This window comes from Bradyrhizobium sp. LMTR 3 (assembly GCF_001693485.1).
Taxonomy (GTDB): domain Bacteria; phylum Pseudomonadota; class Alphaproteobacteria; order Rhizobiales; family Xanthobacteraceae; genus Bradyrhizobium.
Map to the genome: position 1 here is coordinate 95,112 of NZ_MAXC01000004.1, position 25,318 is coordinate 120,429.

General features: G+C 64.6%; 20 protein-coding genes. 9 read left to right on the forward strand and 11 right to left on the reverse strand.

Annotation, left to right across the window (positions count from 1 at the left end):
* Window positions 1-65 precede the first annotated feature (65 nt).
* Window positions 66-1,937: a cisplatin damage response ATP-dependent DNA ligase gene (locus LMTR3_RS04705; protein WP_065743923.1), complete on the reverse strand. Its 1,872-nt coding sequence runs from the start codon at window positions 1,935-1,937 to the stop codon at window positions 66-68.
* Window positions 1,934-2,971 carry a ligase-associated DNA damage response exonuclease gene (locus tag LMTR3_RS04710; protein ID WP_065743924.1) on the reverse strand — a complete coding sequence of 346 codons (1,038 nt, stop codon included), beginning with the start codon at window positions 2,969-2,971 and terminating at the stop codon, window positions 1,934-1,936. Before LMTR3_RS04710 ends, LMTR3_RS04705 begins: the two co-directional genes overlap by 4 nt.
* Before the next feature lie 137 nt (window positions 2,972-3,108).
* Here LMTR3_RS04710 and LMTR3_RS04715 point away from each other — a divergent pair, with 137 nt between their 5' ends.
* The 4 genes from LMTR3_RS04715 (at window position 3,109) to pdeM (ending at window position 9,088) form a co-directional block, all read left to right on the forward strand.
* Window positions 3,109-4,035 carry a class I SAM-dependent DNA methyltransferase gene (locus LMTR3_RS04715; protein ID WP_065743925.1) on the forward strand — a complete coding sequence of 309 codons (927 nt, stop codon included), beginning with the start codon at window positions 3,109-3,111 and terminating at the stop codon, window positions 4,033-4,035.
* 275 nt (window positions 4,036-4,310) lie between these two features.
* Entirely contained in the window at window positions 4,311-5,540 is a 1,230-nt protein-coding gene (locus LMTR3_RS04720; RefSeq protein WP_065743926.1) for an ABC transporter substrate-binding protein, read from the forward strand.
* A 215-nt stretch (window positions 5,541-5,755) separates the two neighbouring features.
* Window positions 5,756-8,365 carry a ligase-associated DNA damage response DEXH box helicase gene (locus LMTR3_RS04725; RefSeq protein ID WP_245319758.1) on the forward strand — a complete coding sequence of 870 codons (2,610 nt, stop codon included), beginning with the start codon at window positions 5,756-5,758 and terminating at the stop codon, window positions 8,363-8,365.
* Window positions 8,366-8,416: 51 nt separating this feature from the next.
* Entirely contained in the window at window positions 8,417-9,088 is a 672-nt protein-coding gene (gene pdeM, locus LMTR3_RS04730; protein WP_065743927.1) for a ligase-associated DNA damage response endonuclease PdeM, read from the forward strand.
* Between the two features lie 126 nt (window positions 9,089-9,214).
* On the opposite strand, the gene LMTR3_RS04735 is transcribed toward pdeM, so the two are convergent.
* Entirely contained in the window at window positions 9,215-10,078 is an 864-nt protein-coding gene (locus LMTR3_RS04735; protein ID WP_065743928.1) for a LysR family transcriptional regulator, read from the reverse strand.
* Window positions 10,079-10,175: 97 nt separating this feature from the next.
* Here LMTR3_RS04735 and LMTR3_RS04740 point away from each other — a divergent pair, with 97 nt between their 5' ends.
* Both LMTR3_RS04740 and LMTR3_RS04745 read left to right on the forward strand, forming a co-directional pair.
* Window positions 10,176-11,096 (forward strand): DMT family transporter, encoded by a 921-nt coding sequence (locus tag LMTR3_RS04740; RefSeq protein WP_065743929.1) that lies wholly within the window; start codon window positions 10,176-10,178, stop codon window positions 11,094-11,096.
* 14 nt (window positions 11,097-11,110) lie between these two features.
* Complete coding sequence (locus LMTR3_RS04745; protein WP_065743930.1) at window positions 11,111-11,878, forward strand: MBL fold metallo-hydrolase; 768 nt, start codon at window positions 11,111-11,113, stop codon at window positions 11,876-11,878.
* 155 nt (window positions 11,879-12,033) lie between these two features.
* Here the strand turns inward: LMTR3_RS04745 and LMTR3_RS04750 are convergent, their stop codons facing one another.
* The 3 genes from LMTR3_RS04750 to LMTR3_RS04760 form a co-directional block, all read right to left on the reverse strand.
* Window positions 12,034-12,711, reverse strand: coding sequence for a glutathione S-transferase family protein (locus tag LMTR3_RS04750; RefSeq protein WP_065743931.1), 678 nt, complete (start codon window positions 12,709-12,711; stop codon window positions 12,034-12,036).
* Between the two features lie 102 nt (window positions 12,712-12,813).
* Window positions 12,814-13,650, reverse strand: a complete 837-nt coding sequence (locus LMTR3_RS04755; RefSeq protein WP_065743932.1) for a MerR family transcriptional regulator — start codon at window positions 13,648-13,650, stop codon at window positions 12,814-12,816.
* Window positions 13,651-13,664: 14 nt separating this feature from the next.
* Window positions 13,665-14,093 carry an alpha/beta fold hydrolase gene (locus tag LMTR3_RS04760; RefSeq protein ID WP_065743933.1) on the reverse strand — a complete coding sequence of 143 codons (429 nt, stop codon included), beginning with the start codon at window positions 14,091-14,093 and terminating at the stop codon, window positions 13,665-13,667.
* Window positions 14,094-14,324: 231 nt separating this feature from the next.
* Here LMTR3_RS04760 and LMTR3_RS04765 point away from each other — a divergent pair, with 231 nt between their 5' ends.
* Window positions 14,325-15,668: an NRAMP family divalent metal transporter gene (locus LMTR3_RS04765; RefSeq protein ID WP_065743934.1), complete on the forward strand. Its 1,344-nt coding sequence runs from the start codon at window positions 14,325-14,327 to the stop codon at window positions 15,666-15,668.
* Window positions 15,669-15,771: 103 nt separating this feature from the next.
* Here the strand turns inward: LMTR3_RS04765 and LMTR3_RS04770 are convergent, their stop codons facing one another.
* The 5 genes from LMTR3_RS04770 to LMTR3_RS04790 form a co-directional block, all read right to left on the reverse strand.
* Window positions 15,772-16,554, reverse strand: coding sequence for a TIGR02186 family protein (locus tag LMTR3_RS04770; protein WP_065743935.1), 783 nt, complete (start codon window positions 16,552-16,554; stop codon window positions 15,772-15,774).
* The gene (locus LMTR3_RS04775) at window positions 16,551-17,477 is read right to left on the reverse strand and encodes a sulfite exporter TauE/SafE family protein (protein WP_065743936.1); all 927 of its coding nucleotides are present in this window, start codon (window positions 17,475-17,477) and stop codon (window positions 16,551-16,553) included. The genes LMTR3_RS04770 and LMTR3_RS04775 overlap by 4 nt, the downstream gene beginning before the upstream one ends.
* Window positions 17,478-17,757: 280 nt before the next feature.
* Entirely contained in the window at window positions 17,758-18,417 is a 660-nt protein-coding gene (locus tag LMTR3_RS04780; RefSeq protein WP_245319760.1) for a COG3904 family protein, read from the reverse strand.
* Between the two features lie 244 nt (window positions 18,418-18,661).
* A complete protein-coding gene (locus tag LMTR3_RS04785) occupies window positions 18,662-22,027 on the reverse strand; it encodes a tetratricopeptide repeat protein (protein WP_065743938.1) in 3,366 nt (1,121 codons plus the stop codon).
* Between the two features lie 190 nt (window positions 22,028-22,217).
* Window positions 22,218-22,814 (reverse strand): PadR family transcriptional regulator, encoded by a 597-nt coding sequence (locus LMTR3_RS04790; protein WP_065744045.1) that lies wholly within the window; start codon window positions 22,812-22,814, stop codon window positions 22,218-22,220.
* Window positions 22,815-22,941: 127 nt separating this feature from the next.
* Between LMTR3_RS04790 and LMTR3_RS04795 the strand changes: the two genes are divergently transcribed.
* Window positions 22,942-23,328 carry a nuclear transport factor 2 family protein gene (locus LMTR3_RS04795; RefSeq protein ID WP_065733254.1) on the forward strand — a complete coding sequence of 129 codons (387 nt, stop codon included), beginning with the start codon at window positions 22,942-22,944 and terminating at the stop codon, window positions 23,326-23,328.
* 187 nt (window positions 23,329-23,515) lie between these two features.
* Window positions 23,516-25,306, forward strand: a complete 1,791-nt coding sequence (locus LMTR3_RS04800; RefSeq protein WP_065743939.1) for an acyl-CoA dehydrogenase C-terminal domain-containing protein — start codon at window positions 23,516-23,518, stop codon at window positions 25,304-25,306.
* Window positions 25,307-25,318: the final 12 nt, after the last annotated feature.

A 25,318-nucleotide genomic window follows, 5' to 3' on the forward strand; every position in this document is an offset into this window, starting at 1 on the left:
GGCACGGCGGGGCACATGGGGAACCCGTTCATGTCAGTCAATGGCCGCCATGCGCCTGCGGAATGTTAATTTGCCGTCACGTCCTTCAACATCCGTTCCAGCGTTTCCAGCCGGTCGGCCTCGCGCGGCGGCTTGCCCCAGCGCAGCCGGTTGATGCGCGGAAACCGCATCGCGACGCCAGATTTGTGCCGCGGCGAGCGCGCCAACCCCTCGAACGCCACTTCCAGCACCAGCCCCTGGTCCGGCTCATGCACGACATGGCGGACCGGGCCGAACTTTTCGGTCGTGTTGCGGCGGACGAAACGGTCGATCTGCAACAGCTCTTCATCCGTGAACCCGAAATAGGCCTTGCCGACCGGCACCAGTTGCTCGCCATCTTCGCCCGAGGTCCAGACGCCGAAGGTGTAATCCGAATAATAGGACGAGCGCTTACCGTGGCCGCGCTGCGCATACATCAGCACGGCGTCGATGATGTGCGGATCGCGCTTCCATTTCCACCACTGGCCTCTGGGCCGGCCCGGCAAATAGGGCGCGTCGCGGCGCTTGAGCATCACGCCCTCGACGGCGTCGGCATCCTCGCCGGCTCCGGCGCTGGCGGGGTCGGCGCGCGCGGCTATCAGCGCCTGCCAGCTATCGAAGGCGATGGTCGGCGACAGATCGATGCGGGGATCGTTCAGCTTCCGGACGAACACTTCGAGATGCGCCCGGCGCTCGACAAACGGCAATTCGCGCAGGTCATTCTCATCGTCGCCGAGCAGGTCGTAGGCGCGCAGGTGAATCGGGAAGTCCTTGGTCAATTTCGGCGAGACGACTTTTCGATTGAGCCGCTGTTGCAGTACGTTGAAGGTCTGCACGCGGCCATCGCGCAGCACCAGCAGTTCGCCGTCGATCGCACCGGGCAGATGCAGCGACGGCAGGAGATCGGGAAAGCTGTTGGTGATGTCCTCGCCGGTGCGCGAGTAGAGCCGCGCCTGCATGTGCCCGCGCTCATCGCGACCGCCTACTGCCTGCACGCGAATGCCGTCCCATTTCCATTCCGCGATGAAATCGGCCGGATCGAGACTGGCGAAATCCGTATCCTCAATCGCATGCGCCAGCATCACCGGGCGGAACGGCGCCGGATCGCGGTTGACCGGCTTATCGCCACGTCCCTCCAGCCAGGCGAACAATTCGAGATAGGGCGGGGCGAGCCCCGGCCAGATCAGTTCGATCTCGTGGGGATCCTTGTCGCCAAGCGCGGCTGCTGCCGTTTTGGCGAGCCGCGCCGAAATCCCGATCCGCATCGCGCCAGTGACGAGCTTTAGCAGCGCCCAGCGCCCGGTCTCGTCGAGCTCGTCGAGCCAGCGCGCGAGCTGCGCCGGCAACTCGGTCTTGCCGAGTGTGCGAAGCGTGACGACGACTTCAGAGAGGGTGGGGGGAGGCGGGTTGTTGAGGAGCCGTAGGCCATTATTGGTACCACCCGTGTGGTACCCCTCTCCCTGACCTCGAGAGCGAGCTTCGCTCGCCTCGGGCCCCGCAAGGGGGGAGGGAACGGAGAGAGCGGTGGCCGTGGCTTTTGAGCTAACCCGCAGTGACAGCGCAGCACTCAACTGCGCTCCCTCCCCCCTTGCGGGGGAGGGCTGGGGAGAGGGGTGGCCCAGCAAAGACTCGCGGTGACCATCCGCGCCCTTCGGCCACATCAGCGCGACCGTCTCGGATAAGTCGCCGACGTAATCATAAGACAGTCCGAACAACACCGGATCGGTACGATCCATGATCAGGTCACGAATGAGCCCCGGCTTCGCATGTTTGAACGACAGCGCGCCGGTCAGCGCCGCCAGCGCGTAGCCGCGGTCGGGATCGGGCGTGTCGCGGAAATAGGCCGTGATCAGCCGCAGCTTGTTGTTGCGGCCGGGCTCGTAGGCGAGTCGGTCAAGCAGTTCGGCAAAGCGGTTCATGTCTCGGCCTCGTCGGCCGCGACCACCTCGTTTTCCTCCTCATCACCGTAGCCGACCAGATCGAGCGGCCGCGCGGCAAGCCCGCGCGCCTTGCACCAATGCACCAGCGCGTCTTCCTGGCCGTGCGTGACCCAGACCTCGCCGGCTCCGGTGGCCGCGATGGTGGCGGTCAGCCCGTCCCAGTCGGCGTGGTCGGATATCACCAGCGGCAGTTCGACGCCGCGCTGGCGGGCGCGCGCCCGCACCCGCATCCAGCCCGAGGCAAACGCCGTGACCGGATCGGGGAATCGCCGCGTCCAAATGTCGGAGGTAGCCGTCGGCGGCGCCAGCGTGATGGTGCCGGCGAGATCGGCCTTCTTCATGCCCTTCACCAGCCGCAGCTCGCCGAGCGCTATGCCGCGGCTCTCATAGTAGCGCGTGATCCCTTCCATCGCGCCATGCAGATAGACCGGGGCGTCATAGCCTTGCTCGCGCAACAGCGCGATCACGCGCTGCGCTTTGCCGAGCGAATAGGCCCCGACCAGATGCGCGCGTTCCGGAAAGAGCGCGACGGACGCGAGCAGCTTTTTCACTTCATCCGCCGCATCGCCATGGCGGAACACCGGCAGGCCGAAGGTGGCCTCGGTGATGAAGACGTCGCAGGGCACGACTTCGAATGGCGTACAGGTCGGATCGATCGCGTCCTTGTAGTCGCCGGATGCAACGATGCAGAGGTCCTTGCAGGAAACGGCGATCTGCGCCGAGCCCAGTACGTGGCCCGCCGGGTGAAACTTGATCTTGACGTCGCCGAGGCGGACCTCCTCGCCATAGCGAATCGCCTGCGTGGTCGCAGCAAAATTGTCGCCATAGCGCAGCCGCATCATGTCGAGCGTTTCCTGCGTGGCGAGCACGGCGCCATGGCCGGGCCGGGCGTGGTCGGAATGGCCATGGGTAATCACGGCGCGCTCGACCGGGCGAACGGGATCGATATGGAAGCCGCCCGGCTTGCAGCACAGGCCGGCAGCAACTGGCAACAGGATGTCGTGCGGACGCATCTAAGTCATATAGGAGGCCTTACGACGAATTTTACCTGTCATGCGCGGGCTTGACCCGCGCATCCATCTTTTGAAGAGTCTACTTTTAAGATGGATTGCTGGGTCCAGCCCGGCAATGATTGATTTTGGTTCCGAAAATGCCTGCCCGCCTGTTTCTGTCCTCCGGCGATCTGATGGCCGACCGCCGGTTCGAATTCGCGCGCGACCTGTATTTGAAGGGCGATCTTGCGGCCGCCGCCGATCTGCTGATGCAGGCGATCGAACTGGCGCCGAATTTCACCTCCGCCTGGTTCACGCTCGCCGATATCCGGGAGCAACTGGGCGAGCATGACGCGGCGATCTCGGCGTTTCGCCAGGCCCAGGCCAGCGATCCCGGCGACCGCCGTGGCGCCGGGCTTCGATTGATGCGGCTCGGCGCCGAGCCGTTGACCGGCATGCCGCAAGCCTATGTGCAAACGCTGTTCGATCAATATGCGCCGCGGTTTGAATCCTCGCTGGTGGACGATCTCGGCTATCGCGGCCCGGCACTGTTGTTCAAGGCGGTGCTGGCGGTGCGATCAGCCGCGCGCAAGCCGGCGTTCTTCAAGCGCGCGATCGACCTCGGCTGCGGCACCGGGCTGGCGGCGTCGGCGTTTGCCAGGGAGGTCGATCATTTCATCGGCGTCGATCTGTCGCCGCGCATGGTCGAGCGGGCGCGCGCCACCGGCCTATATGCGGAGCTGGAGGTCGCGGACATGCTGCAAGGCCTGCGCGTGAGGCCGGACGCCAGCGCCGACCTGATCCTTGCCGCGGACGCGATGGTTTATGTCGCCGACATCGCTCCCGTGCTGGCGGAAGCAGCGCGCGTGTTGGTGCCGGGCGGTCTCATCGCCTTCACCACGGAAACCCATGACGGTGAGGGTGTCAGGCTCGGGCAGGGCCTCCGCTACGCGCACGCCGCGGCTTACGTGCGTACGGCAGTCGAGGGGTGCGGCCTGCAATTATCCCGCCTCGAAGAATTATCGGCCCGCAACGAGGATCATGCGCCGGTTCCTGGTCTGGTCGCCGTCGCCGCGAAAACTTGACTGCTCTTCCCTTCTCCCCTTGTGGGAGAAGGTGGCGCGGATGCAATCCGCGCCGGATGAGGGGTTCTTTCCGCGGACGCAGACCCCTCACCCGTCTCGAATGAGCTGGCGCTCATTCGATCCACCCTCACCCACAAGGGGCCCACAAGGGGAGAGGGTGAAACTTGAGTCTAGGCGCTACGCACACCGCGAATGGCGGGATTGCGTGCGACATGTCAGCTATTGCCAGGCACTCTGGAATGCCTGATCAAAGCTCCCATAAGGGAGAAACAACAATGAACAAGAAACAGACCCGCCGTGAATTCGGCGCTACCGCACTCGCTACCGCTTTTGCATCAACGCTGCCCGCGCCGTTCGTCTGGGCTGCCGAGAAAAAATACGATCCGGGTGCGAGCGATACCGAGATCAAGATCGGGCAGACCGTGCCGCATTCCGGTCCCGGCTCGCTCTATGGCGTGCTCGGCCGCGTCGGCGAAGCCTATTTCCAGATGCTGAACGAGAAGGGCGGGATCAACGGACGCAAGGTGAAATTCTTCTCCATGGACGACGCCTACAGCGCGCCGAAATGCGTCGAGGCGACGCGGCGGCTGGTCGAGCAGGAGGAGGTGCTGGCGCTGTACGGCTCGCTCGGCACCGCGCCGCAGACTGCCGTGCACAAATATCTCAATTCGAAGGGCGTGCCGCAATTGCTGCTCAATACCGGCGCGTCGAAATGGAACGACCCGAAGAACTTCAAGTGGACCATGGCGGGCCTGCCGCTCTATCCGACCGAAGCGCGCATTCTCGCCCGGCATGTCGTGAGCGTGAAGCCGAACGCGAAAATCGGCATCCTCTACCAGAACGACGATTTCGGCCGCGATTTTCTCGGTCCGTTCAAGAAGGTGCTGGCGGATGCCGGCGGCACCGCCAAGGTGATCATAGAGCAGACCTACGATCTGACCGAGCCGACGATCGATTCGCAGATCATCAATCTCTCTAAATCGGGCGCTGACGTCTTCTACAATATCTCGACCGGCAAGGCGTCGTCGCAGTCGATCCGCAAAGTGACTGAACTCGGCTGGAAGCCGCTGCACCTGTTGTCGGCAGGATCGACCGGCCGTTCGATTCTCAGCGCCGCCGGCTTCGAGAACGCCAGCGGCGTCGTCGCCATTCGTTACGCCAAGGAAGTCGGCGTGCCGCGCTTCGAGAAGGACCCGGATGTGATGGCGTTCGAGGAATTGCGCAAGAAATATCTGCCCAACATCGACCCTGATAACACCATCGCCTTTGCCGGCTACGGCCAGGTCGCGTCGATGGCGGAAATCCTGCGCCGCTGCGGCGATGAACTCACCCGCGCCAATGTGCTCAAGCAGGCGACGACGCTGGCGGGCTTCCATTCGCCCTATTTCCTCGACGGCGTGAACTACAGCTACACGCCGGAGGACTACACGCCGATGAAGACACTCTACATCTCGATCTTCAACGGCAAGGACTGGGATATTTCGGAAAAGCCCGTGACGGAGTAGGGCGCGAGCGCCGCTGAATCCTCCCCCTCTCCCCGCCCTTCGCGGGGAGAGGGTAGGGGTGAGGGGCTCTCTCCACGAATACGACGACCGACGTACCTGCGGAGAGAGCCCCTCACCCGGATCGCTTCGCGATCCGACCTCTCCCCGCGAAGAGCGGGGCGAGGTGACTTCCGAGGCCCTCGACGAACCCGCTCCAACGGCTTACTTCTCCTGGTGTGCCGTCGCCCGATCCCTTGCCCTTCACGCCGCTTGAAACGGCTGCGCTCCTGCCCGACCGCTTCCGGCGCTGGTTCGCCGCGCGCGGTTGGTCGCCGCGCGAGCATCAATTGGCGCTGCTGGCAAAGGCCCGCGACGACCGCTCTGCTCTGCTGATCGCGCCGACCGGCGCCGGCAAGACGCTGGCGGGCTTTCTGCCGACGTTGGTGGAGTTGAGTGCATCGGCGGTGCGTGCTTCTCCCTCCCCCGTAAGGGGGGAGGGAGCACATATCGCAAGCGGCAAGATCATCTCCACCGGCCGCGGCGTGAAACGCTCCGGCGGTCTCCACACCCTCTATATCTCGCCGCTGAAGGCGCTCGCGGTCGACATCGCACGCAATCTGGAAACGCCGATTGCCGAGATGGGGCTGCCGATCAAGGTCGAGACCCGCACCGGCGATACGCCGGTGTCGCGGCGGCAACGGCAGCGGCGTTATCCGCCGGATGTTCTGCTGACCACGCCGGAACAATTGGCGCTGCTGCTGTCGTCCGACGATGCGCCGTTTTTGTTCTCCTCCCTCAAGCGCATTGTGCTCGACGAACTGCACGCTCTGGTCACATCGAAACGCGGCGATCTGTTGTCGCTCGGCCTGGCGCGGTTGTGGCGCCTGGCGCCGGAGATGCGCGCGATCGGGCTATCCGCGACGGTAGCCGAGCCGGAATCGCTGGCGCGGTTTCTGATGCCGCAGCGCGACGGCAAGGACGTGTCAGCCGATATCGTCGTGGCCGGTGGCGCGGCGGCGCCCGTCGTCGAGATGCTCGACACAAAGGAGCGGTTGCCCTGGGCCGGCCATACCGCGCGCCATGCGCTCGGCGAAATGTATGATCTGATCCGGCGCAACAAGACCACGCTGATCTTCGTCAACACCCGCAGCCAGGCTGAAATGCTGTTCCAGGAATTCTGGCGCATGAACGACGATGGTCTCGCGATTGCGCTACATCACGGCTCACTCGACGTCGCCCAGCGCCGCAAGGTCGAGGACGCGATGGCGGCCGGGAAGCTGCGCGGCGTGGTCTGCACGTCGTCGCTCGACCTCGGCGTCGACTGGGGCGATGTCGATCTCGTCATCAATGTCGGCGCGCCGAAAGGTTCCTCGCGGCTGATGCAGCGGATCGGCCGCGCCAATCACCGCATCGACGAGGCCTCGCGCGCCGTGCTGGTGCCCGCCAATCGCTTCGAGGTGCTGGAGTGCCGCGTCGCGATCGACGCCATTGCGGAGAATGCGCAGGATACGCCACCGTTACGTACTGGCGCGCTCGATGTGCTGGCGCAGCACGTGCTCGGCTGCGCTTGCGGCGAGCCGTTTTTTTCCGACGAACTCTATGAGGAAGTGCTGACGTCGGCGCCTTATTCCTTGCTGACGCGAACCGATTTCGACGATGCCGTCGATTTCGTCGCCACCGGCGGTTATGCGCTGAAGACCTATGAGCGTTTTGCGCGCATCAAGCAGGACAAGCAGGGTCGCTGGCGCGTTGCAAATCCAAAAGTGCGGCAGAGCTATCGCCTCAACGTCGGCACCATCGTCGAAGAGACCATGCTGAAGGTCCGTCTGGTGCGCTCGCGTAGCGGCGGGTCCGGCTCGACCGGCGCGCTCGGCCGCGGCGGGCGGATGCTGGGCGAGATTGAGGAAGCCTTTATCGAAGGCCTCGTCATCGGCGACACGTTTGTGTTCGGCGGCGAAGTCGTCCGCTACGAGGCGCTCGCCGAAGACGTGGTCTATGTCTCGCGCGCCAATGACAAGGACGCGAAAGTGCCGTCCTATATGGGCGGCAAGTTTCCGCTTTCGACCTATCTCGCCGAGCGAGTGCGCAAATTGCTCGACGACCGGCGCGCGTGGAATGCCTTGCCCGATCAGGTGCGTGACTGGCTGTCGCTGCAGAGGGATTTCTCCCGCGTGCCGGCGGTGCAAGAACTGCTGATCGAAACCTTTCCCCGCGGCAACAAACATTACCTCGTCTGCTATCCCTTCGAGGGCCGGCTGGCGCACCAGACGCTCGGCATGCTCTTGACACGGCGGATGGAGCGGGCGCGGGTGCGGCCGCTCGGCTTCGTCGCCAACGAGTATGCACTGGCCGTATGGGGCCTCGGCGATATGTCGTTCATGATCCGGCACGGCAAGCTCGATCTCAACGCGCTGTTCGATCCGGACATGCTGGGCGACGACCTCGAGGCGTGGCTCGCCGAATCTGCATTGATGAAGCGTACCTTCCGCACCTGTGCCATCATCTCCGGCCTGATCGCGCGGCGCTTTACCGGCGAGGAAAAATCCCGCCGCCAGGTGCTGTTCTCGACCGACCTGATCTACGACGTCTTGCGCAAGCACCAGGCCGACCACGTGCTGTTGCGCGCCGCGCGCGCCGATGCCGCAACAGGCCTGCTCGATCTCAAGCGTCTGGGTGATATGCTCTCGCGTATTCACGGGCGAATCAGCCATCGGGAACTCGAACATGTTTCGCCGCTCGCCGTCCCCGTGATGCTGGAAATCGGCCGCGAGTCAGTTTATGGCGAAGCAGGCGACGAATTGCTGGCGGAGGCCGCCGACGAACTCGTCAAAGAGGCGATGGGATAAGCGGGAAGGCACGTGACGGCAGGGGCGCAGTCTTCGGGAGACGATCAACAGATGCGCGCCTCGAAGGTCATGGTTGCTGACGTGACGTTCCGCGCCGATCTTTTCGGCGCGCTGTTCTGGCAGGAGCAGCGCCTGCTCGTCGTCTCCGACCTGCATCTGGAAAAAGGCTCCAGCTTTGCCGCGCGCGGCGTGCTGCTGCCGCCTTACGATACCGTGGCGACGCTGAGCCGGCTCGCCGCCGTCATTGCCCGGCACGACCCGCGCATGGTGATTGCGCTCGGCGACAGTTTTCACGATCGCAACGCGCATCAGCGGCTGTCGGCGCCGGATCGCGATGCGCTGTCGGCGATGCAGGCGCGGCGCGACTGGATCTGGATTTCGGGCAATCACGATCCGGCCCTGCCGGGCGACCTCGGCGGCACGGTGGCGAACGAAGTCGCGATCGGGCCGATCGTGTTCCGCCATGAGCCGACGGGGGCGGCGGGTGAAATCGCCGGCCATCTGCATCCCAAGGCGCGCGTCGCCACCCGGGGACGATCGATGGAGCGGAGGTGCTTTGCCAGTGACGGCGAGCGCGCCGTGATGCCCGCCTTCGGCGCCTATACCGGAGGCTTGAGCATCCGCGATCCGGCGTTTGCGAAAATCTTCCCGACGACGGCCTTGATGGCTCATGTGCTCGGCGACAACCGGCTGCACGCGATAGCGGCGTCAAGGTGCTATTGAGAATCTAGACCGCCGTCGGATCGTAGGGTGGGCAAAGCGAAGCGTGCCCACCATTTAAGAGTGGTGTCGTTGATAGATGGTGGGCACGGCGCTGCGCGCCTTTGCCCACCTTACGAATCTCCACATCTACGCCGCCTTCGCATCCACGCTGTCGCAGAACTCGGCGAGGCGGTCGGCGAGCCGCAGCGTTGCGGGGCTGGCGTCGGGCGAGGCCACCAGCGCCAGTTCGGTCTTGTCGATCGGCGCAAAGCCGTCCTTCGCCGTGAGCACGCGATGGCCGGCCTGGATCGCGATGTCGGAGAGAATGCTCAATCCCAATCCTGCGGCGACCGCGGCCTGGATGCCGGCGAGGCCGGACGAAGTATAGGCCATGTGCCAGAAGCGCCCGGCGCTTTCCAGCGCATGGATCGCGCGCGAACGATAGAGGCAGCCGGCGGGAAAGCCGATCAGCGGCACCGAGCCAGCGTCGATATCGACCGGATGGGTTTTGCTGGTGACCCAATGCACTTTCTCCGGCCACACCGCGATCGCGCCTTTCTCGCCGGCGTCGCGCTTGAGCAGCGCCAGATCGAGATCGCCGCGTTCGATGTCGCGCCGCAGATAGGTGCTCTGGTCGGCGCGCACATCGAGCCGCAGGCCCGGCCGCGACCGCGAAAACGTCGCCAGCAACTTGGCGAGACGATAGGCCGCGAAATCCTCGGGAATGCCGAGCTTGATCGCGCCTTCGCTTTCCGGCCGTGCCACCACGTCGCGGGCTTCCTCGGCGAGCGACAACAGCCGCCGCGCATAGGAAAGCAGCCGCTCGCCGGCCTCCGTCGGCGTCACGTCCTTGCCGTTGCGGTTCAACAGCGGCTGGCCGAAATCCTCTTCCAGCCGCTTGATCTGCTGGCTGACGGTCGATTGCGTGCGGTGGACGCGCTCGCCGGCCCGGGTGAAGCCGCCGGCATCGACGACGGACACGAAACTGCGCAGCAGCTCCAGATCGAGCATGTGAATGCTCCATTTGCAAATCCACTGAGCGCCAGTCTATCATTTAATTTCCAAATATCAAGGCGCGGCCCTAGATCAGGGGTGAAGGAGACTATCCATGTCGCTCGCCCCTTCGGTCGCGGTCCCCCGCGCCGGCTTCAATCTGTTACCGGTCTATATCGGCCTGTTCTGTCTGCTCTGGAGCTTTGCCTTCGTCGCCGGCAAGGTCGGCGTCACCGACTGCCCGCCGCTGATCCTGCTCACAGCGCGATTTTCGCTCGCGGGAGTCCTGATCCTCGGCATCACGGCGCTGCGCGGCGAGGCTTGGTCCTCGCTGACCTGGCGCGAGGCCGGAATCTTCGCCATCCTCGGCGTCGCCAACAACGCGCTCTATCTTGGTCTCGGTTATACCGGGCTGCAGACGGTATCGGCCGGCCTCGGCGGCCTGATTGTGAGCGCCAATCCGGTTTTCACTGCTGTGCTTGCGGCGTTGTTTCTCGGCGAGGCGCTGACCTGGCGCAAGGTGGCGGGACTTTTGCTCGGCATCTCCGGCGTCGCCTTCATCGTCTGGCACCGCATGTCGGTCGGCACAGATAGCTTTCACGGCATCCTGTTCACTCTCGCGTCGTTGGCCTCGATCGTCGTCGGCACCATCCTGTTCAAGGTGCTGGCGCCGAAAGGAAGTCTCTGGGTCGGCAATGGCGTGCAGAATCTCGCTGCGGGCGTCGTGCTGCTGCCGTTTGCGCTCACGCTTTCCAGCGTCGGCGACATCGTGCCGAGCGCGCGGCTCGCCGGCGCGTTCGCTTTCCTCGTGCTCGGCGGATCGATCCTGGCTTACCTGCTCTGGTTTCACCTTTTGAAGGCCTGCGGCGCGACGGTCGCGAGCGCCTATCATTTCCTGATGCCACCGCTCGGCATGCTGTTCGCCTTCCTCGTGCTCGGCGAACACGTCGAATTGCGCGACCTGCTCGGCATCGTTCCCGTAGCCCTCGGCATTTATCTGGTGACCCGTCCCGCAGCGGCTACCGATCAATCTTAATAGAAGGAGAAGTCATGACCATTTCCATCACCCTGATCGGCGGCCCGACGGCGCTCATTGAACTCGACGGCTTCCGGCTGCTGACTGATCCGACGTTCGACGAGCCCGGCGCCTATCAACTGCCGCACGTGAAACTGGAGAAGCTGGTCGGTCCCGCCGTCAGCGCGCACGATGTCGGCGAGGTCGATGCCGTGCTGCTCAGCCATGACCAGCACTCGGATAATCTCGATCATTCGGGGCGCGATTTTCTCAAATCCGCCAAGCGCGTGCTGACGACGGAGGTTGGCGCAAAGCGGCTCGGCGGCCATGCCGAAGGCTTTGCGCCGTGGGCATCGACCGAACTGACCAGCAAGAACGGTCATTCGCTGACCATCACCGCGACGCCGGCGCGTCACGGCCCGGCGGGAATCGAACCACTCGCGGGCGACGTGATCGGCTTCGTGGTTTCGTCGAGCAAGCCGGGCAGCCGTCCGATCTACATCAGCGGCGACACCGTCTGGTACGACGGCGTTGCCGAAGTGGCGAAGCGGTTCAAGGCCGGCGTGGTGCTGCCGTTCGCGGGCGCGGCGCAAACCCGCGGCCCCTTCCACATCACGATGGACACCAACGATACGATCGAAACCGCGCGCGCGTTTCCGGACGCGGTGATCGTCCCCGTGCATACCGAGGGATGGAAGCATTTCCGCCAGAGTGCGGACGATCTGCGCGCCACCTTCGACACGCTGGGTTTTGGGCTGCGATTGCGGATTCTGGAGCCGGGGGTGAGGACGGCGATCACGTAGAAGAACGACGCGCGACAGCTCTCTCCCCGTGTCATTCCGGGGCGCGCCACCTGGCGCGAGCCCGGAATCCACCCTCCCGTTAGTGGTTATGGATTCTCAGATGCGCAACTGCGCATCATGGCACCGCTTCGCGGCCCCCCGGAATCACGGCGCGGCTAGTCCAGAAAACTCCGGTCGAGGCCCATATTGGCAACGAACGGCTTTTCGTCCTCCAGCGCCCTGCGGAAAGCATCCAGCCCGGCGATATCCCGAACGTATCGCGAAAGTTTCGGATACGTCGCGGCGTCGACCCTGTAGCCGATATACTGGTAGACGATGAGGTTGGAGACCACCGCGATGTCGGCGAGGGTCGTCCCGTTTCCAACCAAAAACTTCCCGTCGATCTGCGATTCCAGATAGCCGAAGATCTTCGGCTGCACCGTCTCGAGCACGTCGTCGATGACAGCTTTGTCGGACGGCACCTTCGTGATGTTGGGCGCGACGATGGTCTGGTGAAACAGCGGATGCACAACGTGGCGAAACAGTGTGCCTCCGGCATAAGCATCGAACCACAGCGTGCGGCCGTAAGCCTTGGCGTCGACGGGCAGGACGGCCGGCGTCGGCTGCTTCCGCTCCAGATAAAGGCAGATCGCGTTGGAATCGGCGAGGGTGTAGTCGCCGTCCTGTATCGCCGGGATCAGCCCGGTCGGGCTGAGCGTGCTCCAGTTCGGCGGCGGATTGTCCGGGATGACCGGGATCACAACCTCGAACTTGTAGTCCATCTTTTTCAGGATGGCGGTGACAATGGCTTTGCGGGTGTGAACCGAGAGCGGAACGCCGTGGATCGTAATCATGTCTTCTCCTTGCTGGGTTTGGCCGCCGTCAATCGGCAAGCCGGTCAGGTTGCCGAAACGCGAGCGTCCGGGCGTGTGGAAGATTGTAATGGAGTGGAGCGGTCAGGCCGCCTTGCGGATCGGAAACTGGATTTCCACCATGGCGCCTTCGAAGCCGGGCGGGCCGGTGATAGGTTCGAGGAAGATTTCGCGGCAGGGTCCCGCGATCTCATAGTGGTTGGCCTCGATCCAGCGGCCGACAGTGCCGAACGAAGTGTGGCTCTCCGCGTTCGTGCCCGGCCTCACCACCGTCGCCATTGTCTCGACATCTGGCAGTTCGGTGGCGCGCAACACCAGGTCACCCGCGATACGCACGCTGGCGTTGGAGGGGCGCGTCAGTGAAAAGCCGATGTCGAGGTCGAACCGCTCGGAATCGGCGTCATTGCGGGCGACGACAACGAGCTTGTCGCGCAATGCCGGCCTGATCTGCCGCATGCCTTCTTCGGCGACGGTACGAACCATGCGGACCACCTCGTCCATGCTATCGCAGGTGCAGTTCACCGCCAGGAATGGCGTCGGCGGTACAGACTTCACGATGACGTCGAGCCCGTCCGCCTTGCCGTCGCGATCGATCTGGGCGATACGCGATTCGATATGCCGGAGCCGCGCTTCTTCCTCCCGCAGCGAACGTTCGAGCTGCGCCCGCTTCAGGGTGAGCATGCTGCGCAGCTCGGCCGGCGACAGCTCGCGATCGAGCAGGGGCCCGATCTGCTCCAGCGAAAGGCCGAGCTCCTTCAGCGCCAGGATGCTATTGAGCCGCGGTAACTGCCGAATCGAGTAGTAGCGGTAACCGGTCTGCCGGTCGATATGCGCCGGTCGCAAGAGGCCAAGCTGATCGTAGAACCGCAACTGCCGTCCGGACACCTGCGCGATCTGGGCGAATTCGCCAATCCGAAACATTTTTGGTCTCCGCCCTAGCTCGCAAGGAAGGCTTGCAGGTCGCTGGTCACGCGGTCGCGCTCGGTGACGACGATCCCGTGCGAGGCGTCACGATAGGCGATCAGCTTCGATCCGGCGATGCCGGCCGCGGTGGCCTTGGCCTGCTCGAACGAGACTGGAATGTCGGCCGTACCATGAAGCAGCAGCGTCGGCACCTTCACAGAGGCAAGTTCACTACGGAAATCCGTCCGGCTGAAGGCGTCGGTACACCCGAGTGTCGCGGCAATGCTGGCTCGCATGGCCATGGCAAGGGCGGAGTCGTGCACCTCCTGCGTCACCGGCACCGTCGATCGCCGCGTCTTGATGGTGCCGGTGCGAGCCGAGCCTTGCGCGAACGAAAAGCGGGGCAGCGCCACGGTAGAGGCCACAAGCAGGGTGGTGAAGGTACGGCGAGTCGAGGTCATGTCTGTCTCCCTCAGCGAATTGAGGAGGGCGTTATGGCCATTTGACATAGCGTCAAAGTCAAGCGGGTTTTGCGACTCCGGGCCTGTTCAGCGTCATTCCGGGTTCGGCTCGGACCCCCGTCGGGCGCGCGTTCGCGCGACCCGTTGGAGCCGCCCGGGATCGACGGCGGTGGCCTCCTCGTGCGGAACCGAACATGAGTCCAGTCGTTGTCGCTGCGCTGGATCAGAGGCATGGCGCACCACCCGAAACACGAGCACGCCCATCATAAGCATGGCGGCGAGAAGCCGGCGACAAAGCCGCACCAGCCCTTCAGCCTCCGCAGCTTCCTCAAATCGCTCGGGCCGGGCCTGATCACCGGCGCGTCCGACGACGATCCATCTGGAATCGGCACCTACAGCCAGGCAGGTGCACAGTTCGGCTACGGCATCGGCTGGACCATGCTGCTGACGTTTCCGCTGATGGCGGCGATCCAGGAAATCTCCGCGCGCGTCGGCCGCGTCACCGGGCATGGTATCGCGGGCAACGTGAGCCGGCATTATTCGCCATTGTTGCTCAACGTGGTGGTGGCGTTGCTGTTCATCGCCAACACGATCAACATTGGCGCCGATCTCGGCGCGATGGCGGACGCCACCAAACTGCTAATCGGCGGCCACAGCATCTTCTATGTACTGCTGTTCGGCGTGACCTCGGTCGCGGCGCAGATCTTCCTCGATTACAGGCGTTACGTGTTGGTGCTGAAATGGCTGACGCTCAGCCTGTTTGCCTATGTCGCCGCGCTCGCCTATGCTGAGGTTTCGTGGGGCGAGGCGCTCGCCGGCATTCTCATTCCGCGCCCGGCCTGGAGTGTCGATTATTTCACCACCATCGTCGCCATCTTTGGCACCACGATCTCGCCCTACCTGTTCTTCTGGCAGGCCTCGCAGGAAGCCGAAGATCAGCGCGTCGACAAGGCGAAGCGGCCGCTGGTCGAAAAGCATTACGGCGCGCAGAAGGAATTCAATCGCATTCGCGCTGACACCATCGTTGGGATGGCGTTCTCCAACCTGATCGCATTGTCGATCATCGTAACCGCCGCGGCGACGCTGCATGCGGCCGGAAAGACGGATATCCACAGCTCCGCGGACGCGGCCGAAGCCCTGCGTCCGATCGCCGGCGCGTTCGCTGAAACGATTTTTGCGCTCGGCATCGTCGGCACCGGACTGCTGGCAATTCCGGTGCTCGCCGGCGCCGCCGCCTATGCCGTCGGGGAGGGACGGCGATGGCCGGTCGGGCTCGCGCGCAAGCCCAAGGCCGCCGCCGCGTTCTACGCGGTGCTGGCGCTCTCGGCCGGCATCGGCATCGCGTTGAACTTCACGCCGATCAACCCGATCTCAGCGCTGTACTGGAGCGCGGTCATCAACGGCGTGCTCGCCGTGCCGGTGATGGTGCTGCTGATGCTCATGGCGCGCCGCAGGGACGTGATGGACCGCTACGTCATCAAGGGTCCACTATATTGGCTCGGATGGCTGTCCACCGCGGCAATGCTGCTCAGCGTCGTCGCGATGGGGGTGGGGTTTTTTGCCGGGAGATCGTAGATCGTAGGATGGGTGGAGCGAAAGCGATACCCATCATGTTCGCGCCGGGTTGGATATCCGATGTTGGGTATCGCTTCGCTCCACCCAACCTACGCATTGACGCCTAATCCTTGCGGAACACGATCGACGCCATCCATCCCGTCATCAGCGCCATGAACGCTGTGACGAGCCCATAGACAAACCCGTTCTGGCGCGCGGTTGTCGCAACGAACTGTTCAAAGCCGACTTTCACGATTTCAAACGCAGTGTCGGTCTTGGCCACCAGCGCGCCTTCGGCGAACAGCTTGATCTCGACATTGTAGAGACCGATCGGCACTTCCGCAGGCAGCGGAATGCCGGTGCGGAACAGCGTCGGCGTCAGGAACGTCACCGCCGAGGTCTCCTCGCGATAGAGGCCGTGCTGCTTGCGCAGCCGCACGAAGGCGCTGCGGAACGCATCGTCCGGCACGACGTCGGCGTAGTCGGGCCCGACGCGCTGGGTGAGCAGCACGTTGTTCAGCCCGAGCTGCTGCCGCCGCTGCACCTCGGGCGAGGCGATGGCGTCGAACGGGCGGTTGGAAAACAGCGCCAGGTAGGTCGGCACTTGGAGGAACTGCCGGGAGTCGGTGTTGATCCAGATCCCGAACCGGCGCTCCTTGCGGCGCGTCACCATGTCGGCGCGCGGGCCGGCAACCGTCACCACGAGATCGTAGGTGCGATTGGCCGGCGTGGTGGCGTCCTTCTCGACCGAACCGAACAGCACCAACTCCTCGCCGGAATAGTTCGGTGTCACGGTGACGCGATGGTTGGACACCGAAACGATCAGCCGTTCGGCCCGAACCGGCGACGCCGCGAGCACCGCGGCCAGCGCAAGCCATCCGAGCGTGCGGGCGAGGCGTGCGGTCATCCCGTCACTCCTGTTTCCCGCACGGTGAAGAGATCCTCGGGCCGGATCACCAGTTCAACGGCGAAACGAATGCCCACGGCGAGAACCAGTAGCCCGAGCAGCAGCCGCAAATGTTCGCCCCGGATTTTCTGCCCCGCGCGGGCGCCGAACTGGGCGCCGGTGACGCCGCCGACCATCAGGATCAGCGCCAGCACCGCATCGACCAGATGATTGGTCACGGCATGCAGCATGGTGGCGAACACCATCGTGACCAGGGTGAGCACCATCGAGGTGCCGATCACGGTCGAGGTCGGCACCCGCAGCACATAGATCAACAGCGGCACCAGGATGAAACCGCCGCCGATCCCCATCACGGCACCGATGAAGCCAATGGCCAGGCCGATCACGACGACCGGAATGACGGACAGATAGATTTTCGAGCGCTTGAAGCGCATCTTCAACGGCAGGCCATGAATCCAGACATGGCTGCCCGGGCGGCGCGTGGTGACAGGACCGCCGCGGCGCGCCCTCAGCAACGCCCGCAGGCCTTCCCAGAACATCAGGCCGCCGACGGTGGTCAGCAGGATCACGTAAGACGTCGCGATCATGAGATCGAGCTGACCGAGCGAGCGCAGCAGCGTGAAGGTCCAGACCCCCAGCGCCGTGCCTAAACTGCCGCCGCTCAGCAGCACCACCGCCAGAACCGGATCGATGGCGCGCCGCCGCCAGTAGGAGATCGCGCCGGAGAACGAGGACGCCGCGATGTGGCTGGCGACCGAGGCGACCGCGACCGCGGGCGCAATGCCGACGAAGATCAGCAGCGGCGTCATCAGGAAGCCGCCGCCGATCCCGAACATGCCGGAGACGAACCCGACCGCCGCGCCCATCGCCAGGATGAGGAAAACATTGACCGGAATGTCGGCGATCGGGAGGTAGAGCTGCACGCGCGTCCGCTTTTGTAGCTTTGCCGCAAGAGACGGCCGAGGAGCCGCTCAGGGCATGGTTTCTCTTGTATTTGCCGGCAGTGGAATCCGGTTCGCGCATGCACCTTTGCGTGCGCAGGGCCGGTTCCCGCGCCTTTGCATAACTGAATTCGGCAGCGTGAGGGACTAAAAATGCCCGGCAAGGCAAATTTTTGCCGTACGTGCGCGTGTCCCAGGGCGTTGAAACGCTGTTACAAAATCCCGAAAGCCAGTCTGTTCGCGGAGTCGGCGCTCGGCCGGCTCAGGGCTTTCCGAGCGGCTCGGTGACAAGGTTCATCGCCAGCGCCTGCTTGGGGCTGAGCCAGCGAATGTCCCTGGTCTCGGACATCGCTTCCACGATCGAGGATGAAACCCCCATTTTGGTCATGTAGCCCAACACCGCGCCCGATATCCGCTGAGCCTCTGCGACGGGATCGCCCAAGGGCCTGGTCGTGACAAACCGATGAACGCCCAATGCCGAGCCCAATACGCCGAAGCGGGTCTTGCCCCCGGCATAGGCCAGCACGCAGGCGCTGGCACAGTAACCGGGCTTGATGCGGCCCGACGCGTCGGCGCCGCCGACCGCGGTCGCTAGCCCGCGCGATCGGATGATCTCGCCCATGATCACGGCCTGGTTCAAATCACCGCCGGGGGAGGCCAACAAGACGATGTCACCGGGTGCGAGGTTGGCGTGGTCCAGCCTGCTGCGAAACCAGCTCGCCGCGGCGGGGCCGATCGTGCCGCTGACGAACAGGGCGCGGCGCCCCCGGCTCGAACCGTCGAGGTGGAGCGTATCGATCACCTGGGATGTCAGGCTTGGCGAGACGTACTGGTCCTTCCAGTAGTGCCAGGCCTCCGGTTGCGACAGGTCCCGGTAAGCGCGAATGCACACGCCGGCAACCAGCAGGATGAAGATCGCCACCGTCCAAAACTGCCATTGGCGCCGGGGTGGCCGGGGCGGCGGCGCCGGGGCCTGACCGGGCGGGAGGCGCGGTGGCGCAACCGCAGGGCCCGTCGGCGAGCGGCGGAGGCGATTTTCCCCGTTCTGGCTGTCGTCGGCTGACAATCGATCCTCTTGGCAAGCCAGACCCGTTCAGGATCAAGCTGACCAGAGCACTAATACGAATTTATAGCCGGGGATATGGCGGCGATGCCGCGGTAAGCGCTTAGTGAACGGCGGCGGTGCGCTTGGTCGCAGCCGGCTTGGTGGCGGGCTTGCCCGTGGCAGGTGAGGGGGGCGAATCCCAGCCGCCGGCGGGTGAGCCTACGTTAACGGCCTCGTCGGGCTGCGGCTCCACGGTGAAGGTCTGGATCGCAAGCTTGGCCGCTGCCAGCGACTGGGCGTCGAGGCGCTTGGCAACATCGTCGCGCTTGCGGCCGGCATCCGCATCGCCCTGGGCGGCTGCGAGGCTGAACCATTTGAAGGATTCGGCGAGGTTCTGTTCGACGCCGATGCCGCGGGCATAGAGGATGCCGAGGTTGAACTGGCTGTCGGCGACGCCGCGATCGGCGGCTTTGCGGAACCAGATCGACGCGCTCTTGTAGTTGGCACCCTTGCCGCCGCCATCGGCGTCGAGCACGGCCAGATTATGCATCGCCTTGGCGCTGCCGCGCTCGGCCGCCTGCACGTAGTAACGCCGCGCGATATCCAGGTCCTTTTTCACGCTCATGCCCTTCTCGTAGAAGGTGCCGAGCCGGAACAGTGCGGGCACCACGCCGGCTTGCGCCGCGCGGTCGTACCATTTGGCGGCCTCGTCGAGGTTCGGGGCGACGCCCTTGCCTTCGGCAAAGCGCACGCCGACCTCGTAAGCCGCGGCCGGGTCGCCCTTCAGCGCAGCGGCGCGCAGCACCGGGCCGCCGATACCATCGGGCAGCCGCTCGCTCGGCGGCACCGCGATCATCGCAAGCTTGCCGCCGCTGGCCGGCATCGCCTGGATCGCGCCGGTGATATCGCTGGCCGTAACCGGGGACGTGGCCTGCGGCGGGGCTGCGACCCGCGCGCTGTCCAGCGTGTTCGGGGCGGAAGAATTGTTCGATTGCTTCTCGACCGGCGTCGGCGAGATCATCGAGGGCGCCTGCGGTGCGGGCATCGCAGGAGCGGGCCTGACGCTGCTCTCCGAGGGCGCGGGAGCCTGCGCCGGTGCGGCCGGCTCTCTCGACTGTTCCATCACCGGCAGTTGCAGCACGCTGCCGGTATCGAGCAGCGTCATCGCCATCTTGAAAGTGCCGAGCACGATCACGACCACGCTCGCGCCGACCAGCAACGAGCGGATTTTGGAGGAAATGCTCGAGGCGTTCTTGTCGTCCACCTTGGCCTTGTCGCCGCCCTTGTCCTTCGACGCGGCCTTCGCAGCCGAACGTCCGGCTTTCTCGGGCGGCGGCGCGGCGGCTGCGGCCTGCGCGGCGCGGCGCGCAGCGGCAATGAAGCTCGATGAGCTGACCGGCTCCTTGGGTGCGGAAGCAATCTCGCTGATCGCGTTTTCGGAAGCGGCGATCCGTTCGGATGGCGAAGCGACGCGCGGCGGCGGCCGCGTGCCAGGCTCGAGCGGGTGATCCGGCGGCAATTCCGGCGCGATTGCGGTGCGCGGTGCGGCCGCATGCGGCTCCAGAATTTCGCTGATCGCCCGCGGCGGTAGTGGCGGCGCAACCGGCGCGACCGCCTGCACGGCGTGGAATTCGCGCGGGGCGGCGGCAAAGGGCTCGGCACCATTCCCCTGCAGCGCGGCAGGGTTCGGCAATTCCGGCTTCGATTGCTGCGGATAGGTCATCAGCGGCGTGGTCGGGCGGGGCGCTTCCTCGCTCATTTCGGCCGCTGCAAGCGGAGCGGCGGACGCAGCCGGCGCACCGCGAACCCCGCGCAGATCGCCTTCGATCATCGACAGGCGATCGACCACATGGCCGAGCGTATTGTGAACGGTCTCCAGCGAGTCCTGCGTGCGGCGATCGGTCTCCGACTGGCTGAAGCGGATATCGGATAATTCGCGCTTGACCAGGTCGACGATGCCCGAGTCCGTCGGCTGCGATGCACTGCCGGAATTGCGGTTGGATTCGGCGAGTGCGACCAGGCTGGCGTGCTGGCGTTCGAGAGAACGCAAAATGTCGTGCAGGCCTTCCTCGACCCGTCCGAGGTCGATGGCCGGAGCTGCGGAACGATCGGCTTCCAGGCGCTCCAAGAGATACGAGACGCGCTGTTCGAGATGGGCAAATGCCGACGCATTGTCGTCGCCGGCCGGAATACGGTCGAGCCGCTCCGACAGCGAGCGCAGCGCGTTTTCGACATACTCCGAATTCTCGCTCGCGGCCGGCGGTTGCCGGGATTCCAGCGTCGAGGTCAGCGCGGCCAGGCGCTGTTCGAGAATACCGAAGGCATCGCTGTTGCCGTCAAAGCGCGAAAGCTGGTCGACCTTGGCCGACAGCGTGTGCACGTCGTCGGCGAGGCGGGCCAGCGCGTCGTTGGAGGCGACGTTGGAGACGATCCCGCGCAGCGCCGCGATCGCGCTTTCGAGCTGCTGCACCGTCGACGGATCGTCGTTCGAGCGCAGGATCAGGTCGAGCTTGGCGCCGAGATTGTGGATCGCCTCGTCATAGCCGGTGAGCTGCTCGGCCGGCGTCAACGAGCGCAACGCTTCGCGGATTTCGCCGAGCGCGCTCTCGATGTTGGCCAGCATCTGGCCGTCGGTGCCGTTGTGGCGGCTATCGTCGATGCGGCGGGACAGCGAGCGGATTTCGTTCTCGAGCGATTCGATCTCCCGGCGTGGCACCGCCTCGGTGATGGCCTGACGGATTTCGGCAAGCTCGCTGCGGAACGCCGCAATCGACTGTTCAATATGATCGGGACGCTGCAGCGCCTCGATCTGGCTCGTGATCTTGATCAGGTGCCGTTCGAGCGAAGAAAAGTCCGGTCCCGCAGGCGTGGCCTGCGTCATTGGCGGCACAGATTTGGGTTGCGCAGAATGGGGCTGGGGGGCCGAGGCCGTCGGCGCGGCATTGCGCGGCGGCATCGGGCGCGGCGGCGGAGTATCGAGTTCGTTCTGGCGCGCGGTGATTTCGGCGACCGCAAAATCCATTGAGGCCGGGCTAAGCGGCGGCGACGGTCGATAGACCTGGGCCGCGGCACGCTCGACCAAATCGGTCTGACGCTGCCGTTCCTGCATCTGGGCCTGACGCGCCGGCACGGGATTCGAAATCTGCGACAGCCGCGCGTCGAGGCGCGAAATGGCCTCGTTGAGCTGGCGCGCCACCGTCGGCTCGCCTTGAGCGGCTTCGCCGCGGGCTGCAGGCCGCGAAATCTGCTCGATCTGCTTTGTGATCGAATCCAGCCGCTGGTGAATGTCGGCCACGTCGGGGATCTGCCGGCCCGGCGTCGCCGGCCGCTGACCGGAGGGCGCGCCGAAACTGGGCGGGGCCGGTTCGCCGATGGTGGAATTCAGCCATTCGTTCAGCGACATGCCGGCGCGGCGCGCTGCCGCCTCGGCCCTGTCGCGGACCGATGGATCGATGCCGTCAACACTCCACGATACGCGCGAATTCATGCTCTCGTCCGGTTCCGCTACGGCGCCCCACCCGCGCCATCAGCCTCCCCGCGCGTCCCACTTGAGAGACAATCGTATTTTCGCGCGGGTCGCCTGCCTCGGAACTGACTTTTTCGCGTTACGGTAAAGAAGGGGTTAAGGAATGGGACGGACGGCCTCAAAAGTTATCGGGCGGCCAAATCGGCCGGCGTTAGCCGCTGGTTTCGCGCTTGACGTCCTCGATCGGCACGACGTTGGTCCGCTCCACGCCGGAAGACAGGGCCGACAATGCCTCGATCGCCTCTTCGCACCATTCCGCCACGGCGCGCTCGTGGGCGAGGCCGATGCGAAGTCCCAGCAATTTGCCGACATCGGCCGGCGGCGCCGTGCCGTCAGGGAATCGCTTGTTGAGCAGGCGTTCGTAGCGGGCGAAGCGGTCGCGGTGGTGTTCCAGCCGCGCCATCAGATCGGTGCGCAATGGTTCGATGTCGACACTGTCGAGCGCGTAGAGCCGCACCAGAAGGTCGTCCTTGATCGAAGCCGGAACGCTCGGCCGCGCGGCCCAATGCCGGAGCGCGGCGCGCCCCTCCGGGGTGAGGGTATAGACCAGCTTGTTCGGCTTGCCGGACTGCACCACCTCGCGGCCCTGGATGTGGCCGCGGTCGCGAAGCTTTGTGAGTTCCCGGTAGATCTGCTGGTGGTCGGCCTTCCAGAAAAACCCGATCGAGTTGTCGAACGTCTTGGCGAGCTCGTAGCCCGTCATCGGACGTTCGGTCAGGCAAGCAAGGATCGCGTCACCAAGCGCCAAGACGCTGGCCTCCGGCATTCATTGTGATTTGACATTATGCATAAAGTTGCATATGCGTCAACGCGCATAAGCTCCGGAGAAGCCGATTCTCTGGCGCCAGCCCGTCATCGCCCGCAAAGGAGACATGATGACCATGAGCGGCCTCGACAAGTGGTACGGCTACATGAAGTCCCATGACACGGCGGCGTTATGGGATCTGTTGCACCCGGATGCGGTGTTTGAAAGCCCCGTCGTTCATACGCCGCAGCGCGGGCGCGACATCACCTTCAAATATCTGGCGAGCGCCGAGAAGGTGCTGGGCGGCCCCGGCTTCAAATACACAGGCGAATGGCGCAGCCCGAACGGCGCGGTCCTCGAATTCGAAAACGAGATCGAGGGCATCAAGATCAACGGCGTCGACATCATCACGTTCAGCGATGACGGTAAGATCACGCACTTCAAGGTGATGGTACGTCCGCTGAAGGGAATCAATCTGCTACACCGCTTGATGGGGGAGCAACTCGCCAAGCAGTGACGAGGGGCGATCGAGGCCGTCACCATCCCCGGCGTCGTTATATGTCGCAATGGCTGTCGGGATATTTGCCGGCCTGGTCACTCCCTAGGACGTAGCGAACCGGATAAGGTCGCTTTCCGGAACGCCGCACAGTTTTACGTCAAGCGCCGCCGCCAGTTTTCAAGCCTGCCCCTGCCGGGAGAACATCATGCCGATCTACAAAGCCCCCGTGGAAGACGTCACCTTCCTGCTCAACGACGTGTTCCAGATCGACCGCTACGACAATCTGCCCGGTTTCACCGACGCCTCCGCCGATGTGCGCGAGGCGATTTTGGGCGAGGCCGCAAAACTCTCCGAAGAGGTGCTGCAGCCGCTCAACCGTGTCGGCGATCTCGAAGGCTGCAAGCGGCATGACGACGGCTCGGTGACGACGCCGAAGGGGTTCAAGGAAGCCTTCAAGCAGGTGGCCGAAGGTGGCTGGCTCGGTCTGTCGGCGCCGGCGGAATATGGCGGGCAGGGGCTGCCGGTGACGCTGAGCCAGGTCGTCACCGAATTCCAGAGCGCGGCCAACATGGCGTTCTCGATGTATGGCGGCCTGACCATGGGCGCGACCGCTGCGCTCCTGGTGCACGGCAAGCCTGAACAGAAGAACATGTTCGTGCCGAAGATGGTGGCGGGTCAGTGGACCGGCACCATGAACCTCACCGAGCCGCAATGCGGCACGGATCTCGGCCTGTTGCGCAGCAAGGCGGTGAAGCAGGCCGACGGCAGCTACAAGATCACGGGCACCAAGATATTCATCTCGTCCGGCGAGCATGACCTCGCCGAGAACATCATCCATCTGGTGCTGGCTCGCATCGAAGGCGCTCCCGCCGGCATCAAGGGCGTGTCGCTCTTCGTGGTGCCGAAATTCCTCGTCAACGCCGACGGTTCGCTCGGGCAGCGCAACGGTGTGTCCTGCGGCTCGATCGAGCACAAGATGGGCATCCACGGCAATTCGACCTGCGTGATGAACTACGACAACGCCACCGGCTGGCTGATCGGCGAAGAGAACAAGGGCATGCAGGGCATGTTCGTGATGATGAACGAGGCCCGCCTCGGCGTCGCCGTGCAGGGGCTGGCGCAGTCCGAAGTCGCCTATCAAAACGCCGTCGCCTATGCGCGCGAGCGCCTGCAGGGCCGCTCACTCACGGGCGCCAAGGAGCCTGAGAAGCCGGCCGACCCGATCATCGTGCACCCTGATGTTCGCCGCGTGCTGCTCACCATCCGCGCCTTCAACGAGGCGGCGCGCGCCATGGTGGTATGGACCGCGCTGAAGAGCGACGTCGCCCACCGCTCCTCCGATCCGAAGGATCGAGAGGCCGCCGACGACCATATGGGTCTGATGACCCCGGTCATGAAAGGCGTGATGACCGACGTCGGCTTCTCCAACGCGGTGCTGGCGCAGCAGATGTATGGCGGCCACGGCTATATCGCCGAGCACGGCATGGAGCAGTTCGTGCGCGATGCGCGCATCGCCATGCTCTATGAGGGCGCCAACGGCATCCAGGCGCTCGACCTGGTCGGCCGCAAGCTGCCGCGGAACGGCGGCCGCGCCGTGATGGCGTTCTTTGCCGAGGTCGCAGGCTTTGCCAAGGAGCACGGCGGCGACGAAGCGATGAAGCCGTTCGTGGCGCCGCTCTCGACCGCGCTCGGCCACCTGCAGCAGGCCACCGGCTGGCTGATGCAGAACGCGTTGACCAAACCCGACAACGCCGGCGCCGCCGCCACCGACTACATGCAATTGTTCGGCCTCGTCGCCTTCGGCTACATGTGGGCGCGGATGGCGAAGGTGGCGCAGGACAAGATTGCGGCGGATGGCGCCACGCCCTATCTGACGACCAAGCTGGTGACCGGCCGCTTCTTCATGGAGCGGATGCTGCCGGAAACCCACGTTCATCTGGCGCGCATTCAGTCCGGTTGCGCGACCACCATGGAATTGGCGGCGGAAGCCTTCTGATTTTTTCGCCGT